At 71.4% G+C, this 15717-nt stretch carries 17 protein-coding genes; 7 read left to right on the top strand and 10 right to left on the bottom strand.

Annotated elements, in window-relative coordinates:
- Positions 1 to 18 precede the first annotated feature (18 nt).
- The 5 genes from OHA64_RS45640 to OHA64_RS45620 form a co-directional block, all read right to left on the bottom strand.
- On the bottom strand, positions 19 to 1203 hold the full coding sequence (locus tag OHA64_RS45640; RefSeq protein ID WP_405623163.1) for an NAD(P)/FAD-dependent oxidoreductase: 1185 nt from the start codon (positions 1201 to 1203) through the stop codon (positions 19 to 21).
- Positions 1200 to 1397 (bottom strand): ferredoxin, encoded by a 198-nt coding sequence (locus tag OHA64_RS45635; protein ID WP_405623162.1) that lies wholly within the window; start codon positions 1395 to 1397, stop codon positions 1200 to 1202. The genes OHA64_RS45640 and OHA64_RS45635 overlap by 4 nt, the downstream gene beginning before the upstream one ends.
- A gap of 50 nt (positions 1398 to 1447) precedes the next feature.
- The gene (locus tag OHA64_RS45630) at positions 1448 to 2677 is read right to left on the bottom strand and encodes a cytochrome P450 (RefSeq protein ID WP_405623161.1); all 1230 of its coding nucleotides are present in this window, start codon (positions 2675 to 2677) and stop codon (positions 1448 to 1450) included.
- Between the two features lie 293 nt (positions 2678 to 2970).
- Complete coding sequence (locus OHA64_RS45625; RefSeq protein WP_405623160.1) at positions 2971 to 3693, bottom strand: response regulator transcription factor; 723 nt, start codon at positions 3691 to 3693, stop codon at positions 2971 to 2973.
- A 30-nt stretch (positions 3694 to 3723) separates the two neighbouring features.
- Positions 3724 to 4380 (bottom strand): TetR/AcrR family transcriptional regulator, encoded by a 657-nt coding sequence (locus tag OHA64_RS45620; protein WP_405623159.1) that lies wholly within the window; start codon positions 4378 to 4380, stop codon positions 3724 to 3726.
- 187 nt (positions 4381 to 4567) lie between these two features.
- Here OHA64_RS45620 and OHA64_RS45615 point away from each other — a divergent pair, with 187 nt between their 5' ends.
- From OHA64_RS45615 to hemC, 5 genes are all read left to right on the top strand, one after another.
- On the top strand, positions 4568 to 6049 hold the full coding sequence (locus OHA64_RS45615; RefSeq protein ID WP_405623158.1) for an MFS transporter: 1482 nt from the start codon (positions 4568 to 4570) through the stop codon (positions 6047 to 6049).
- A 305-nt stretch (positions 6050 to 6354) separates the two neighbouring features.
- Positions 6355 to 7335, top strand: coding sequence for an ATP-dependent DNA ligase (locus tag OHA64_RS45610; RefSeq protein WP_405623157.1), 981 nt, complete (start codon positions 6355 to 6357; stop codon positions 7333 to 7335).
- Between the two features lie 197 nt (positions 7336 to 7532).
- Positions 7533 to 8309 carry an NPP1 family protein gene (locus OHA64_RS45605; RefSeq protein WP_405623155.1) on the top strand — a complete coding sequence of 259 codons (777 nt, stop codon included), beginning with the start codon at positions 7533 to 7535 and terminating at the stop codon, positions 8307 to 8309.
- Positions 8310 to 8422: 113 nt separating this feature from the next.
- The gene (locus tag OHA64_RS45600) at positions 8423 to 9439 is read left to right on the top strand and encodes a questin oxidase family protein (RefSeq protein WP_405623154.1); all 1017 of its coding nucleotides are present in this window, start codon (positions 8423 to 8425) and stop codon (positions 9437 to 9439) included.
- Between the two features lie 90 nt (positions 9440 to 9529).
- Positions 9530 to 10465: a hydroxymethylbilane synthase gene (hemC, locus tag OHA64_RS45595; protein ID WP_405623153.1), complete on the top strand. Its 936-nt coding sequence runs from the start codon at positions 9530 to 9532 to the stop codon at positions 10463 to 10465.
- Between the two features lie 43 nt (positions 10466 to 10508).
- On the opposite strand, the gene OHA64_RS45590 is transcribed toward hemC, so the two are convergent.
- The 4 genes from OHA64_RS45590 to OHA64_RS45575 all read right to left on the bottom strand — a co-directional run bounded on the left by OHA64_RS45590 (position 10509) and on the right by OHA64_RS45575 (position 13335).
- A complete protein-coding gene (locus tag OHA64_RS45590) occupies positions 10509 to 11024 on the bottom strand; it encodes a hypothetical protein (protein ID WP_405623152.1) in 516 nt (171 codons plus the stop codon).
- A 190-nt stretch (positions 11025 to 11214) separates the two neighbouring features.
- The gene (locus OHA64_RS45585) at positions 11215 to 12075 is read right to left on the bottom strand and encodes an ABC transporter permease (RefSeq protein WP_405623151.1); all 861 of its coding nucleotides are present in this window, start codon (positions 12073 to 12075) and stop codon (positions 11215 to 11217) included.
- Positions 12035 to 12883 (bottom strand): ABC transporter ATP-binding protein, encoded by an 849-nt coding sequence (locus OHA64_RS45580; protein WP_405623150.1) that lies wholly within the window; start codon positions 12881 to 12883, stop codon positions 12035 to 12037. Before OHA64_RS45580 ends, OHA64_RS45585 begins: the two co-directional genes overlap by 41 nt.
- Positions 12880 to 13335 carry a MarR family winged helix-turn-helix transcriptional regulator gene (locus tag OHA64_RS45575; protein WP_405623149.1) on the bottom strand — a complete coding sequence of 152 codons (456 nt, stop codon included), beginning with the start codon at positions 13333 to 13335 and terminating at the stop codon, positions 12880 to 12882. Before OHA64_RS45575 ends, OHA64_RS45580 begins: the two co-directional genes overlap by 4 nt.
- 262 nt (positions 13336 to 13597) lie before the next feature.
- On the opposite strand from OHA64_RS45575, the gene OHA64_RS45570 reads away from it, so the two are divergent.
- Positions 13598 to 14389: an RNA polymerase sigma factor SigF gene (locus OHA64_RS45570; protein ID WP_405623147.1), complete on the top strand. Its 792-nt coding sequence runs from the start codon at positions 13598 to 13600 to the stop codon at positions 14387 to 14389.
- Positions 14390 to 14408: 19 nt separating this feature from the next.
- Here OHA64_RS45570 and OHA64_RS45565 read toward each other — a convergent pair whose 3' ends face one another.
- Positions 14409 to 14744, bottom strand: coding sequence for an ANTAR domain-containing protein (locus OHA64_RS45565; protein ID WP_405623146.1), 336 nt, complete (start codon positions 14742 to 14744; stop codon positions 14409 to 14411).
- Positions 14745 to 14909: 165 nt separating this feature from the next.
- On the opposite strand from OHA64_RS45565, the gene OHA64_RS45560 reads away from it, so the two are divergent.
- Positions 14910 to 15713: a VOC family protein gene (locus tag OHA64_RS45560; RefSeq protein ID WP_405623145.1), complete on the top strand. Its 804-nt coding sequence runs from the start codon at positions 14910 to 14912 to the stop codon at positions 15711 to 15713.
- Positions 15714 to 15717: the final 4 nt, after the last annotated feature.

Raw genomic sequence — 15717 nt, 5'->3', positions numbered from 1 at the left:
CTGCCTCGACGGCTCAGGTCATGCCTCGGTCGCCGAGACCTCGACGCGGACGGTCTCGTCCCACGGCGCTCCGGCCGCGATGGCCTGCCGCCATGTCCGGAGCGCCTTGGGGGGCATGCCGACCGCGAGGGCGCCGCTGACCCGGTCGCCGGTGCGGTACACGGCGACGAACCGGCGCTCCGCGAGATCGCCGTCCACCACCGCGACCTCGTCGTGGCCGCGCAGGAAGCCGTACGCCTGGATCTTCATCTCGTACTGGTCCGACCAGAAGTACGGCACCGGCGCGAACGGCTTGCGCGCCTCGGGGCGAAGCAGGTTGCGGGCGACGGCCATGCCCTGTTCGGCGGCGTTGGTGCGGTGCTCGATCCGCATCGACGTGCCGAACAGCGGGTTGTACCAGCGGGCGACATCCCCGGCCGCGTACACGTTCTTCGCGGCCTCGCAGTACTCGTCGCAGACCACCCCGTCACCCAGGGCGAGGCCGCTGCCCTCCAGCCACTCGGTGTTCGGCCGGGAGCCGACGGCGACCAGCACCTCGTCGGCGTCGACGACCTCGCCGTCCGCGAGCCGCACCCCGCCCTCGGTCACCTCGGTGACGGTGACCCCGCACCGCAGGTCCACGCCCCGGTCCAGGTGAGCCCGGGTCAGCACCTCCCCGACGGACGTGCCGACGGCGTGGGCCAACGGCACCGGGGCGGGTTCGAGGAGGGTGACGTGGGCGCCCAGACGCCAGGCGACGGCGGCGGCCTCCGCGCCCAGGAAGCCGGCGCCCACCACGACCAGGCGCCGTCCCGGCGTGAGCCGGTCCCGCAGCGTCAGGGCGTCGTCGAGGGTGCGCAGCACGTGGGCCCCCTCGCCGGGCAGCCGTCGCGGCCGGACCCCGGTCGCCACCACCAGTCCGTCGTACGGCACTTCGCTGCCGTCAGCCAACTCGACGATCCGCTGGGGCAGTTCGAGGCGGGTGGCCGCGACCCCGAGCCGCAGGTCGAGGCCGAGCGCGGTCAGGTCGGCGGAGGTGCGCAGCGCCAGCCGCTCCGGCTCCCACTCCGCGGCCAGGAGTTGCTTGGACAGCGGCGGCCGGTCGTACGGGGGCAGCGGCTCGTCACCGACCAGGGTGAGCGTGCCGTCGTAGCCCTCGCGGCGCAGCGTCTCGGCCGCCGCGAGTCCGGCGGCCGAGGCACCCACGACGACGATCCGCCTCACCGCTCCACCAGCCGGATGGCGGCGGCCGGGCAGATCGCCACGGCCTCACGCACGTCGTCGAGGGAGTCCGCCGGGGGCCTGTCGTCCAGCAGGAAGGCGATGCCGTCCTCGTCGCGCTGGTCGAAGACCTCGGGGGCTGCCATCACGCACTGCCCCGACGCGACACACTTCGGCTCGTCCAGTTCCACGCGCATGCTCTGCACCTCGTTCGTTCTGTGCGGGGGATTGACCATCGGTGCGGGAGTCACCAGGTGACGGGCAGTTCGTAGACGCCGTAGACCGAGCCGTCGTGCTTGAACGGCAGGCTGTCCACCTCGGCGGCGAGCCGGAGGGTCGGAATACGGCGGTAGAGGGTGCTGTAGACGACCTGGAGTTCCATCCGGGCCAACGGCTGGCCCAGGCACTGGTGGACGCCGAAGCCGAAGGCGACGTGCCGACGGGCGTCGCGGGTGATGTCCAGCCGGTCCGGGTCGGCGAAGGCCTCGGGGTCGCGGTTTGCGATGTCGTTGGGCAGGATCAGGCCCTCGCCGGCCCGGAGCACCTGTCCGGCGATCTCGATGTCCTCCAGCACCGCCCGGCGCCGGCCGCCGTGCACGATGTTGAGGTAGCGCAGCAGTTCCTCCACCGCCGACGCCACCAGCTTGGGGTCGTCGCTGTCACGCAGCAGCGCGAGCTGGTCCGGGTTCTCGAGCAGGGCGAGCGTGCCGAGCGCGATCATGTTGGCGGTCGTCTCATGGCCGGCCAGCAGCAGCAGTACGCCCATCTGGGCGGCGTCCTGCCGCGTCAGCTCGCCCGCCTCGACCCGTGCCACGAGCCCGGAGAGCAGGTCGTCCTCGGGGTCGGTCATCTTCCGGCCCATCAGCTCGTCGAGGTAGCCGATCAGCCTGCCGTGGGCGGCCATGCGGTCCTCCATGGCCGCGTCCCGTGTGATGAGGGTCCTGCTGTTCTCCTGGAAGAAGTCGTGGTCGGCGTACGGCACTCCGAGGAGCCGGCAGATGACCAGCGAGGGCACCGGCAGGGCGAACGCCTGCACCAGGTCGACGGGGCCGCCGGCGGTGAGCATGTCGTCGATCAGGTCGTCCACGATCTTCTGCACGCCGGGCCGAAGCGCCTGCATCCGCTTCACCGCGAACGGCGCCGTCACCATGCGCCGCAGGCGGGCGTGCTCTGGGTCGTCCATCAGGATGAAGCTGATGTTGTTCTTGCCGTTGCTCGGCGCCTGGAGCGGATAGCCGGGGGTGGTGATGTCGGCGCTGACCCGGGGGTCGAGGAGCAGGGCTCGCTGGTCCTCGTAGCGGGTCACCAGCCAGGGCGTGCTGCCGTCCCAGAGACGGACCTTGACGAGGCGGCCCTCGTCCTGCTGGGCCTGGAGGGTCGGGGGCGGGTCGAAGGGACAGCCCGCCGCCCTGGCCATCGGGAACTCGGGCACCGGCGTGGCCGCGTCGGGCGCGCCGCCGGCAAGGGTGTCGGCCATGGTTCTCCTCGGTGTGGGGGTTCCGCTCGTCGGGCGGAACGCCGGGGTGAAATGGGTGAGGCCTCGATGAGCACATGCAAACAGAGAGGACTGACGTCAACCCGTCAGTTTCCTGACAGAAAGCTGACGTGACCGGGATCACAGTCACACTCGGGATGCACTGATCCCCTTGTTTTATAAGGGAGTTGTAAAGGATGGCCATGCCTGAACGCGTACGCTGACGCGCCCGCAGGGCCATGACACAAAGCCCCTGCCGGGAACGGGCGTTTGCTCTACGACTGCTCTACGACGCCTCAGAGCTCGGCGTCGGCTCCTCCCAGCCAGTAACCGAAGCCCCGGCGGGTATGGATCAGCACCGGCGCGTCCTGGTCGACCTTGCGACGCAGTCGGGAGACGAGTTGCTCGATGGCGTTGTCGCCGCGGAAGTCGCCCCAGACGTAGCGGCCGATCTGCTCCTTGGACAGCACCCGGTGCGCGTTGGCGAGAAGGTGACGCAGCAGTCGGTACTCGGCCGGCGTGAGGTCGAGCCGCCGGGTGCCGCGGCGCGCCTCGCAGCGGGTGTCGTCCAGGACCAGGTCCCGGTATCCCAGCTCGTCGAGGCGCGGTCGCCGGGGACCCGATCCGCGCAGCAGGACCTGCACCCGAGCGAGGACCTCGGCCACCCGGAAGGGCTTGGTGACGTAGTCCCGCTCCCCCGGGCCCAGTTCGGGGACCAGCCGGTCGAGGGACTCGTACACGGTCAGCAGGAGCACCGGCGGGCGGTCCACGACGGCGGGCCGGTCGCGGCCGAGGCTCTCCATGTCCGGAAGCGTCGCGTCGACGACCAGGAGGTCGAACCGGCGCTCGGTGAGCCGTGCCAGCGCCTCGGTCCCGCTGCCGACCACGGTGATGCGGTACCCCGCCAGTTCGAGGGTGGTGGAGAGCAGTTCGGCCATGTCCGGTTCGTCGACGACGAGCAGAAGGTGCTGTCCGGCCCCACGGGCCGGCGCCGGTTTCTCACGGATGCCGCCGTACATGCTCCCACCCTACCCCGCTGATTGCCTAACTCAAGTAATTTTGCCCGGGGTTACGGGCGCCAGCCACATGCCGACGACCGCGTCCACCAGGCCGGTGGCGGCGTCGTGCCAGCTGGAGCGTGGCGTGGGCGCGTTCTCGGCGAGCGCGCGCTCCCGTTCGGCGCAGACGTGCACGATGAGATGGCGGGCCATGTCACCGCGTTCGGTGCGCACTTCGGCGGGCAGCTCGGGCAGACACCGCCGCACCCCCTCCACGATCTGCCGCAGGTCCGGGGACGCCAGGGACTCCTCCGCCATGGTCCGCCGCAGCGCCGGGTCGGTCATCACCTGCGCACAGAACCGCGCGTACCAGGTGGGACTGCCCAGCGCCGCGAGATGCTCCGGTACCGGGCGGACCAGGCAGTCCACCCAGTCGCGCACATCGGTGGAGTCGCCGGTGGCGGCCAGCAGCCGGGCGCGGATCTCCCCGATCGGCGCGGCGTGCTTGCGGATGATGGCCCTGACCAGGTCGGTCTTGGTTCCGAAGTGATAGCCGACCGCCGCGTTGTTCCCCTGACCCGCGGCCTCGCTGACCTGACGGTTGGACACCGTGTACACGCCGTGCTCGGCGAACAGCCGCTCCGCAGCCGCCAGGATCGACTCCCGTGTCGCGCTGACCTGTTCGGCTCGCACCGTCCCGCCCGCCATGATCACCACCGCACCGGGGCCTGGGACACCCCGCGCCGGCCGGCCCCTTGGAGCCGCCACGGGTCCGCCGCCGAGCGACGCCTCAAGTACCGGAAGCCTACGCAGACAAACGGAGCCACTAAGGTAAGTCAAGCAGCTGCTTTAATTTTGGCCGCGTCTCGCCACCTCACGCCCACGGAGGCTCCGTATGTCCGACGCCCTTGCCCCACCCGCCGCGGCCGGGGGCACCGCAGCGCCGAGACCCAACGCCGTGGTGGCGGTGCTGGCCTTCGCCGGCATCGTCGTCGCGTTGATGCAGACGCTGGTGATTCCGATCGTGCCGGAGCTTCCCCGGCTCCTCGACGCACCGGCCTCCGACGCAGCCTGGGCGGTCACCGCGACCCTGCTGGCGGCGGCCGTGGCCACTCCGGTGGTGGGCCGCCTCGGTGACATGTTCGGCAAGCGCCGGATGCTGATGATCAGCGTCGTGATGCTGGTGATCGGCTCGGTGGTGTGCGCGCTCAGCGACGCCCTGGTCCCGATGGTGGTGGGCCGTGCGTTGCAGGGGCTGGCCTCGGGTGTGATCCCGCTGGGCATCAGCATCATGCGGGACGAGCTGCCGGCCGAGCGACTGGCCGGATCGACCGCGCTGATGAGCGCCTCCCTCGGCGTCGGCGGCGCCCTCGGTCTGCCGACGGCCGCCCTGATCGCCGACAACTTCGACTGGCACGTCCTGTTCTGGGCCTCCGCCGCGATGGGCATGATCGCCCTCGCCCTGGTGGTCGCCCTGGTTCCGGAGTCGCGGGTACGCACCGGTGGTCGCTTCGACGTGGTCGGCGCGCTCGGCATGGCGACCGGCCTGGTGTGCCTGTTGCTGGCGATCTCCAAGGGGGCCGACTGGGGTTGGACCAGCGGCACGACGCTCGGTCTGTTCGCCGCCGCCGTGCTCGTGCTGCTGGCCTGGGGCGTGTTCGAACTGCGCACCGCCCAGCCGCTGGTCGACCTGCGCACCACCGCCCGCCGTCAGGTACTGGTCACCAACCTCGCCTCGGTGGCGATCGGCTTCGCCATGTTCGCGATGTCCCTGGTCCTGCCGCAGCTGCTCCAGCTGCCCGAGCAGACGGGCTACGGTCTGGGCAGGTCGCTGCTGACGGCCGGTCTGGTGATGGCGCCCTCCGGCCTGGTGATGATGGCGACCGCGCCCGTCTCCGCCGCGGTGTCCAAGGCCAAGGGTCCGAAGGTGACGCTGATGATCGGTGCGGTGATCGTGGCCTGCGGGTACGGCCTGAACATCGTGCTGATGTCCGAGGTCTGGCACCTGGTGATGGTCTCCTGCGTGATCGGCGCCGGCATCGGCTTCGCGTACGGCTCGATGCCCGCCCTGATCATGGGTGCCGTCCCCGCGAGCGAGACGGCCGCGGCCAACAGCCTCAACACCCTGATGCGGTCCATCGGTACGTCGGTGGCCAGCGCCATCGCGGGTGTCATCCTCTCGCAGATGACCACCACGCTGGGCGGCTACGCCCTGCCCTCGAAGGACGGATTCAGGACGGTCATGGCGATCGGCGCCGGCGCCGCTCTCCTCGCCTTCGCGATCGCCGCCTTCATCCCCCGGCAGCGGATCCCCGTCTCACCGACCCCGGCGCCCGCGGCCGACGCGCCGACGGCCCCCGCGCCCGCGGCGAACTGAGGGCACGACGAGCCGAGGTCGCGGAGCGGTTCCGGTCGGTACACCGACCACCGACCACCGACCGCCAACCACCGCGGCTCGGCCGCGCACCGCTGACGTCCGAGCCGACGGTGCGCTTCTTCAGCCACTGCCGCGACTGGCTCCACGGCCGGGCGCTGCGGGCGAACAGCGGCATCGTCCGAGAGCACACCGGCACCGGGGCGGGCGGCGTTCCGCCCCCGTCGGCGCCCTCGTCGACGGCGCCGTTCAGGCGAACCCGGCGGGCGGCACGCGTGACAAGGGGCTGGAGCGTCGACAACTGACCCGTGAGCCTCCCGCTGATCCCGCCCATGCTCGCCACTTCCGGCGCCCTGCCGCCCACCGCGCAGGACGCGCGGTGGGCCTACGAGACGAAGCAGGACGGCCAGCGTGTGGTGGCCTATCTCGCCGGGGACGGCAGCGTGGTCCTGCGCGCCCGGTCCGGCGAGGTCGCCACCGTCGCCTACCCCGAACTGCTGCCGCTGGGCCGTGCGCTCGGCCCCACCCCCGCCGTGCTGGACGGGGAGGTGCTGGCGTTGGACGAACAGGGGCGCGCCGACTTCCAGTTGCTGCAGTCCCGCATGGGTCTGGTGCAGTCACCCGGCAGGGCGGCGCGCAGAGCGGCGGAGGTGCCCGTGCATCTCGTCCTGTTCGACGTGATGCACCTGGGAGGCCGCCCCCTCGTCTCCCTCCCCTACACCCGTCGGCGCATCCTCCTGGAGGAGCTGGACCTGAACGGGCCGCACTGGTCGACTCCGGCCGCCCTGGTCGGTCACGGCGAGCAGGCCCTGCTCGCCACCCGCGAGAACGGGCTGGAGGGACTGGTCTGCAAACGGCTGGACTCGGTGTACGAGCCCGGGGTGCGTTCCCGGGCCTGGATCAAGATCCGGAACATGCTCAGCGAGGACGTCGTCGTGGGCGGCTGGCTCCCCGGCAAGGGGCGGCTGACCGGCCTGCCGGGCGCGGTGCTGGTCGGACAGCGCACCCGGGGGCGGCTGCGCTACGTCGGCGGGGTGGGCACCGGCTGGAGCGAGAGCGAACGAGAGCGACTCGCCGCGCTGCTGCGGACCGCCGAGTCGGACGTGTGCCCCTTCGACCCCGTTCCGCCGGTCACCGGCGCGCACTGGGTGCTGCCCCGCCTGGTCGGCGAGGTCCGCTACAGCACCCGGACCCGGGCCGGACTGCTGCGCCAGCCGTCCTGGCTGCGGTTGCGGCCCGACCTCGCACCCGAGGACTCGGCGGCGAACCTTCCGGACGAGCTGACCTGACATCCTCCCCTTCGTCTTCCCTGCCTTCCCTGCCTTCCCTGCGCCCTGTGCTGACACGGTGTCAGGATCCAACTGTTGGGGCTGCCGTTACCAGAGAGACGCCCGCGAACTCTTGGCGTGGACATGAAACCCCGGCAAGCTGATCTCCCCTTCCCCCCACAGCCGTTGGGCTGCGCCCGGACCAAGAGGAGGACGCAGTGTCGTCACCGTCGTTCAAGGCTCACCGCAGGAGATGGTTCACCGGCCTGGCCGGCGCCGCCGCCCTGGTCGTCGCCTTCCCCACCGTCGCCTTCGCCGCCCCGCCTCCGGCGCTCCCCGCCAACGCCGACACGGCCGAGAAGACCTTCCAGCCGGCCTTCGACTACGACACGGACGGGTGCTACCCCACGCCCGCCATCGGCCCCGACGGAACGATCAACGGCGGCCTCAACCCGACCGGCGCCCTCAACGGCGAATGCCGCGACGCCTCGGACCTCGACAACACCAACAGCTACTCGCGCTCCAAGTGCAACAACGGCTGGTGCGCCTACATGTACGGCCTGTACTTCGAGAAGGACCAGGCCGTCGCCGGCAGCAGCATCGGCGGGCACCGCAACGACTGGGAGCACGTCGTGGTCTGGGTGCAGAACAACCAGGTCCAGTACGTCTCGACGTCCAACCACGGCTCGTACACCGTGACCGCGGCGTCCGGCGTCCGCTTCGACGGCACGCACGCGAAGGTCGTCTACCACAAGGACGGCGTCAGCACGCACTGCTTCCGGCTGGCGAACTCGGGCGACGAGCCGCCGGAGAACCACAAGGGCACCTGGCAGTACCCGCCGTTGGTCGGCTGGAACGGCTACCCGGCGGGCCTGCGCGACAAGTTGAGCGCGTACGACTTCGGCAGCGCCAACTTCGCCCTCAAGGACGCCAACTTCGCGAACGGCCTCGCGTCGGCGAAGCCGTCCGGCATCGCCTTCGACCCCAGCGCCTGACCCGGACGACCGACCCGGCGACGGCATCGGGCGCGGGACGTAGGACCCATGTACCCAGGGGTTCCGTCCCGCGCCCGATCCGCCCCGTCCCTGCGCGGCCTAGCGTCCCGTGCATGGACACCAGCGACACGAGCGGGCAGCTCGAAGAAGCCCTGGAACGCCTCCACTCCTCGGGACCGGAGCGGCTGGGACGGCTCACCAACCACGCACCCATGGTCGTCGAGGCACTCGCCGCGCACGGACGGGCGGGCGCCGTGCACCGCTGGCTGGACCTCTACCGAGGCAAGCTGGAGGACTTCCCGACCCCGGTGGCCCCCGTCACCGACGACAACTGGCCCTCGGCGCTGGGTGATCCGCGCCGGGCCGCCGACTGGATCGGCTACTTCTCCCGCGCCCTCGCCGAACACCCGTGGCACGACGTCCTCGCCCGGTGGTGGCCGCGCCTGCTGCCCGGGATCTACGGCGGCGCCACCCATCCGGTCATCCGGGTCGGCCACGCCGTACGCGCCCTCGAAGCCGCACCGAACCCGCCCCGGCTCGCCGAACTCGCGCACGGACTGGGCTACTGGGCGGCCCGGCACCACCCCGTGTCCGGGATCGCCCCGCTGCCGGGCGACCGCTCCGCGGCGCGGTCGCTGGACGCGACACCCGCCATCGAGGCGGCCGAGGGCGGCTTCCCGGCCCGGCTCGCCGCCCTGCGCCGTCTGCCGGTCTGGGCGGACGACGTCACCGACCCGGACACGGCCAGGGAACGGCTCACCGAACTCGTCCGCGCCGCGACCCACCGCTACGCCACCCACGGCCACGGCGAGCACACCATGCTGGTGCACGCGGCGACGGCCCCCAACGCCGTGCTGCGCACGCTGGGTTCGCTGCCGCGGGAGATGTGGGCGCCGAGCCTGCGCGCGGCCTGGACGGCTTCCGCCGCGGTCACCGCGATGTACGCGCCCGCGCAGCCGACGGCCTACACGCCGCCCGCACGGCTGACCGCCGAGGAGGTTCTGGAGCGGGCTCTCGCGCACGGCGACGAGCACGTCATCAAACTCACCGACACGGCTTTGGACGTCGGCGACGAACAGGCCCTGGCCTCCGCGCTGCGCTCGGTCGAACTCAGTACGCCGTTGTCCTGAAACGGTCAGCCGACGCCTGGATCCGCCTCCTCGTCCGGAAGTCGAGCGGTACTGCAAGGGCGCACCGCCCGAAGGGACTATCGTGTCCGCATGTCCGTGCCCGAACTGATCCGTATCGTCTCCCGCGACTCACCGATGGCGCTCGCCCAAGTGGAGCGGGTCCGCGCCGAGTTGGCCGCCCTGTATCCCGAGATGCGCACCGAGGTCGTACCGGTGAAGACCACCGGGGACAAGTGGATGGGCGATCTGTCCGTGGTCGAGGGCAAGGGGGCCTTCACCAAGGAGGTCGACGCCGCGCTGCTGGCCGGCCAGGCCGATCTGGCGGTGCACTGCGTCAAGGACGTGCCCGCCGACCGGCCGCTGCCCGCGGGAACCACGTTCGCCGCGTTCCTGAAGCGGGACGACATCCGCGACGCCCTCATCCATCCGGGTGGTCTCACCCTGGACGAGCTTCCGGCCGGTACCCGGATCGGCACCTCCTCGGTGCGCCGGGTCGCCCAACTGGCCGCCACCCACCCGCACCTGGACTGCGTGCCGTTCCGTGGCAACGCCAACCGGCGCCTGGAGAAGCTCGCGGCGGGCGAGGCGGACGCGCTACTGCTCGCGGTGTCCGGCCTGGAGCGCATCGGCCGGCGGGACGTGATCAGCGAGGTCCTCTCCCCCGAGACGATGATGCCGCCGATCGGCGCGGGCATCCTCGCGCTCCAGTGCCGTGAGGACGACACCGCGACCATCGACACGGTCAGCGCGCTCGGCGACCCGGACACGTTCCGGGAGGCCACCGCGGAGCGTATGTTCCTGCACGTCCTTCAGGGGCACTGCAACAGCCCGATCGCCGGATACGCCCGCGTGGACCGCAGCGGCGAACTGTCCCTGCGGGCCTGCGTGTTCACACCGGACGGCAAGACCCGGATCAACGCCCACGAATGGGCGGGCCCGCTCGACCCGGCGACGCTCGGCACGTCGGTCGCCGTGGCCCTGCTGCGGCAGGGCGCCCGCGAGATCATCGACGGCATCCCGCACTGAGACGGATGCCCCGAGGTGGCCCGCCCTCAGGGGCGGGCCCAGGTCAGGCGGTGCCCTCTTCGGCTTGGTCGCGCAGGAAGTTGCTCACCTGACAGGCGAGGCCCTCACGCACCGTGCCGGTGCCGACGGCCCCCTCCTGCAGTCCGATACCGCCCGCCCACAGCCGACGGTCCGCCCACTCCTCGTCGACCCGCAGCTGGATCTGGATGTCCACCTGGCTCAGGGACGCCTCCGGGCCGGCCGCGTACAGCACGGCGGTGGCCCGGCGCAGCGGGTAGACGTCAAAGCCCTCGATGAACTGCGAGTTGCGCCAGTCGATGAACGCGCTCTCGCCGTCGGGCCCGATCCGCACGTCGATCTGACCGTCCTCCAGGTGGATACCGAGGTGGCGGTCGCCCCGGTTCTCCACGGTGACGCGCAGCCGGAAGTACGCGAGCCCCTCGGCCGCGTCGTCCCGTCCGCGCGGCGGCTCGGCCGCTTCCAGGCTGTGGACGCGGACACGCAGACCGGCATGCTCGTCGTACTCCTGCCAGTCCCCGACCACGTTCGGCTCGTACACAGTGCACCTCTCCGACCTCAGAGAGCTGCTTCCTATCTGGGTGCTCAGCGCACTGTCAAATGAGCAGAATGAGCTGTGGCCAGCGATTTCGTCCCCTTGATCGCTGATCAAGCCGTGCGCAGCAGGTATCCGCCGACCGGGCGGGCGACCTGTTCCCGGCGCGTGCCGCACATCACTTTCCGGCCGCCGCTCAGCGTGCCAGCCGGCCCAGCAGCGAGGAGGCCGCGGTGATGCCGAGCGCGGCGGCCACGAACAGCACCGCGAAGTCGAGCGCCAGATGCGCGGGCGTCCCCAGGAGCAGGCCGCGCAGAGCGTCGACCTGATAGCTGAGGGGGTTGCCCTTGCTGACCACCTGGAGCCAGCCCGGCATGACGGACAGCGGGTAGAGGGCGTTGGAGCCGAAGAACAGCGGCATCGTGATCGCCTGCCCGATTCCCATCAGCCGGTCGCGGCTGAGCACGACGCCGGCGATGGTCATCGACAGGCAGGAGAAGAAGACCGATCCGAGGATCACCGCTGCGGCGACGCCGAGGAGCTTGAGCGGGTTCCAGGTCAGGGCGACCCCGAGAAGCGCGGCGATGACGATGACGACCACGGCCTGGATCAGCGACTTCACCCCGGCCGCGAACGCCTTGCCGGTGATCAGCGCCGAGCGTGGGGTGGGCGTGACCAGCAGCTTGTTCAGGATGCCGGCGTCCCGTTCCCAGATGATCTGGATGCCGTAGAAGATCGCGATGAACATCGCGGACTGGGCGATGATGCCGGGCGCCAGGTAGTCGACGTAGGGGATGCCCTGCGTGGGGATCGCCTTGATCCGGGTGAAGGTCTGACCGAAGATCAGCAGCCACAGGGCCGGCTGGACCGCGCGGGTGTACAACTCGGTGCGGTCGTGGCGCAGTTTCTGCAGTTCGACGGCGCACATCGCGACGACCCGGGCAGGCAACACGCGCCACCCCGCGCGGGGTCGGGGCGGCTGCACCAGCAGGCCGATGCCGTCCTCGCGGGCGCGGTCAGCCGACGCGGTTCGCAGTTCGGCGGGTGCTTCGGACATCGCGGAAACCTCCTGACTGGTCGTCGAGACCGCTGCCGGCGATGTCGCGGAAGACGTCCTCCAGCGTGGGCAGCGGGGCCGTGGCCGGGGCGCCGGCCGCACGCCGGCGTTCACCGAGTCCCTTCCTGAGCTCGGTCGGGGTGCCGAGCGCCCGGACGCGGCCGCGGTGCATCAGTGCGACCCGGTCGCAGTACTGGTCGGCCTCGTCCATGTAGTGGGTCGTCACCAGGACCGTCATGCCGGTGGCCGCGCGGACGGCGTTGATGTGCTCCCACACGTCGGTCCGGGCGATGGGGTCGAGCCCGATGGTGGGTTCGTCGAGGATCAGCAGTCGGGGCGCGCTGACCAGGGCCTGGGCGAGTTCCAGTCGGCGGACCATACCGCCGGAGTAGGTGCCGGCCAGCCGGTCGGCGGCGTCGGTGAGACCGACCGCGGACAGGGCCTGTTGGACGCGTTCGGCGCGTTCCCGGCGGGGCACGTCGAAGACGCGGGCGAACAGGGCGACGTTCTCCCGGCCGGTGAGGCCCGCGTCGGCGGACAGCTGTTGCGGCACATAGCCCAGCAGGCGGCGTACGGCCATGGCGTCCTTGGCGGTGTCGCGGCCGAAGACGCGGACCTGCCCCGGCGGTACCGGCAGGAGGGTGGTGATGCAGCGGATGGCGGTGGTCTTCCCGGCGCCGTTGGGGCCGAGCAGCCCGAACACCTCACCCTCCGTCACGGTCAGGTCGAGGCCGTCCACCGCGGTCGTCTCACCGAAGGTGTAGACGAGGTTCACGCAGGTGACGGCGGGGTCGGCGTCCTGTGTCATGAGTCCTCGGCCTCCTCGTGCAGGTTGCCGGCCAGCTTGCGCAGGGCCGGGAGCGCCGCGCGCAGCGCCTCCTGGTCCACCTCGTCGAGCCGGGAGACCTGGCCTCGTACGAGTTCGGCACGCCGTGCGCGCCACTCGCCGAGTCGGGCCTCGGCCGCGGGGGTGGGCAGCAGTCGCGCGGCCCGCCGGTCGGCCGGGTCCGTCTCACGGGTCAGATACCCCTCCCGGGCGAGCTGGTTGACCAGTGTGGACACCGAGTTGCTCGCGAGGTGCAGATCCTTGGCGGCGTCCGAGATGCCGATGCCGGGCTGTGCCGCGACGAGGCGCAACAGCTCCACCTCGGCCCCGCGCAGCGGTGGGGCGGCCATCTGGGGGCGCAGTCGGCGTCGGATCAGCCGCTGGACTCCGACGAGCGCGTCGGCCAGCTCCTCCGGGAAGGGATCGGGTTCCACACGATCGACATTACCTCTGTAGCAGAGGTAATAAACCCCAAGAGACGGTCAAGAGCTGCGCGCGGGGCGGTCGCGGGTCGGCACGGCGATACCCGGGGTTGTTTTGAGCCGCTAGTGCCGGGAATATGGGCATATGTGCTTCGGACAGGAGGCACGTCCGTGGGAAGTCCGGCCGGCTGGGCCCCGGGTGTACTCCGCGAGGGCCGTGCCCGGACCCCCACGGAGTCTGTCCATCCGGCACCTGCTGAGGGAGGCGGGCAGCATGCCTGTCACTGGCCGAACGAAGCCGCACCCGCACGACGACGCCCCCGACACCGCTGCCGACTTCGAACGGCTCACTGCGCTGCCTGACGGTCCGGAGCGCAAGGCGTTGCGGGACGCGGTGGTCGAGCTCTGGCTGCCCATGGCGGAACGCATCGCGGTCCGGTTCCGGGGGCGCGGCGAGTCCCTGGAGGACCTCTACCAAGTGGCGGCCCTCGGGCTGGTCAAGGCCGTCGACCACTACGACCCGGCGCGGGGCTGCGCCTTCGAGGCCTACGCCGTGCCGACCATCACCGGCGAGATCAAGCGCCACTTCCGCGACCACATGTGGACGCTGCACGTCCCGCGCCGTGTCCAGGACCTGCGCAACCGGGTGCGACGGGCCGCGAAGGAGCTGTCGCAGACGATTCCGGGGCGAGCCCCGACAGTGGCGGAGATCGCGGCGTACGCGCAGATGACCGAGGACGAGGCCCGTACCGGCATGGAGGCGCTGGAGTGCTTCTCCGCGCTGTCGCTGGAGGCCGAGATGCCCGGCACCGACGGGTACGCCCTGGGGGACGCGATCGGCGGTCCGGACCCCGCCTTCGAGACCGTCGTCGACCGGGTGGCCGTCCGGCCCTGCCTGGAGGCGCTGCCGGAGCGCGAGCGGACCATTCTGTATCTGCGTTTCTTCCGGGGAATGACCCAGAGCACCATCGCCGAGCAGCTCGGCATCTCGCAGATGCATGTCTCCCGACTGCTCAGCGGCTGCTTCGACCGGCTGCGCGAGGAAGTCCTCGCCGACGTCGGCTGAGCCGCGCGGAGCGCCGCCGTCACTCGTGCGGCGGCGCTCCCGGGATCTGTGTGGGCCCGTACCGGTCGAGGGCGTCTTCGAGCTCCGCGCGGATCTCCGGGGGCATTTCTCCGGCCCGTCCCCAGAGGAGGATCAGCTCCGCGACGTCGCGGAGCTTGATGTTGGTGTGCTGGGAGACGTCTTTCAGTACCTCCCACCCCTGGTCGGGGGCGACCCGGCCGAGCGCGACGACCATGCCGATCGCCTGGTCCACGACGGCGTGCGAGGCGACGGCTTCCTTGAGCTGGTCGACCTCTTCCTGCAGTGCGAAGATGCGGTCCGACTCGTCGCCGGGCCCGTGCGGTACGCGGGACACGTTTCCATCCTGTCACCCGGCCGGTCCCTCGCCACCCGACGAGGCGCATACGGGCCATCGTTTCGGTGGCGCCACCGGGGTACTCGGCAGGCGCCCCGAGCGGTTCCGGTCGGACACTGGGACGAGACCGTGGCCCCCGGCCGACGAGAGCAGGACGCGACTGACATGAAGCACCACGCGAGTCCCTACCGCGCGACGAAGGACGTCACGTCCACGCACTCGGTGTTCGGTGCGCCCTGCTGGGTGAGCCTGACCAGCCGCGACGTGGATGCGACCGTGGGGTTCTACACGGCCGTGCTGGGCTGGCAGTGGCAGCGGGCGAGGCTCGGTGACCGCTTCCGCATGGCGCTGGCGGACGGCACCCCGGTGGCCGGGATCGCCGCGGTGGCCAGCATGTGGCAGATGGCCGTCGCCTGGACTCCCTACTTCGCCGTGCCCAGCGCCGACGAGGCCGCGTCGCGGGCGCAGGAACGCGGCGGCACGACGGCGGTCGGGCCGCTGTCCCTCCCGCCCGGACGGGCGGCTCTGCTGGCCGACCGGGACGGCGCCACCTTCGGCATCTGGGAGGGTGAGCTGATCGCCGACTGGGAGAGCTGGCGGGAGGCCCAGCCCGCCTTCATAAGGCTCCACACCCGGGACGCCTTCGACGCGGCCATCTTCTACGGCGAGGTCCTCGACTGGGCGTCGGAGCACCCCGGCTGCTGCGAGGTCCACTACGAGGGCGGCGAGGTCGTGCTGCGCAGCCGCGGGGACATCGTGGCCCGGATCGAGTCGGGGGCGCTGGGGTCGGCTCCCGATCCGACGATCCGGCCGCACTGGCAGGTCCACTTCGCGGTCGCGGACGTGTCGGCCTGCACACGGGCCGCGGAGGTGCACGGCGGCAGCGTGCTGTCGAAGGGCAGCGACGAGGCCGTACTGCGCGACCCGGACGGGGCACAGTTCACGGTGACCTCGCGCCGCGAACGCTGACCCC

It is taken from the genome of Streptomyces sp. NBC_00076 (assembly GCF_045041235.1).
Taxonomy (GTDB): Bacteria; Actinomycetota; Actinomycetes; order Streptomycetales; family Streptomycetaceae; genus Streptomyces.
The sequence above is the reverse complement of the archived record's forward strand: the minus strand, read 5'-3'. Positions and strand labels throughout refer to the sequence as shown.

Excerpts from the sequence above, each read along its gene's own strand:
- OHA64_RS45635 (WP_405623162.1), bottom strand. The coding sequence starts at position 1,397 with ATGCGCGTGGAACTGGACGAGCCGAAGTGTGTCGCGTCGGGGCAGTGC.
- OHA64_RS45630 (WP_405623161.1), bottom strand. The coding sequence starts at position 2,677 with ATGGCCGACACCCTTGCCGGCGGCGCGCCCGACGCGGCCACGCCGGTG.
- OHA64_RS45625 (WP_405623160.1), bottom strand. The coding sequence starts at position 3,693 with ATGTACGGCGGCATCCGTGAGAAACCGGCGCCGGCCCGTGGGGCCGGA.
- OHA64_RS45620 (WP_405623159.1), bottom strand. The coding sequence starts at position 4,380 with ATGGCGGGCGGGACGGTGCGAGCCGAACAGGTCAGCGCGACACGGGAG.
- OHA64_RS45615 (WP_405623158.1), top strand. The coding sequence starts at position 4,568 with ATGTCCGACGCCCTTGCCCCACCCGCCGCGGCCGGGGGCACCGCAGCG.
- OHA64_RS45600 (WP_405623154.1), top strand. The coding sequence starts at position 8,423 with ATGGACACCAGCGACACGAGCGGGCAGCTCGAAGAAGCCCTGGAACGC.
- hemC (WP_405623153.1), top strand. The coding sequence starts at position 9,530 with ATGTCCGTGCCCGAACTGATCCGTATCGTCTCCCGCGACTCACCGATG.
- OHA64_RS45585 (WP_405623151.1), bottom strand. The coding sequence starts at position 12,075 with ATGTCCGAAGCACCCGCCGAACTGCGAACCGCGTCGGCTGACCGCGCC.
- OHA64_RS45580 (WP_405623150.1), bottom strand. The coding sequence starts at position 12,883 with ATGACACAGGACGCCGACCCCGCCGTCACCTGCGTGAACCTCGTCTAC.
- OHA64_RS45570 (WP_405623147.1), top strand. The coding sequence starts at position 13,598 with ATGCCTGTCACTGGCCGAACGAAGCCGCACCCGCACGACGACGCCCCC.
- OHA64_RS45560 (WP_405623145.1), top strand. The coding sequence starts at position 14,910 with ATGAAGCACCACGCGAGTCCCTACCGCGCGACGAAGGACGTCACGTCC.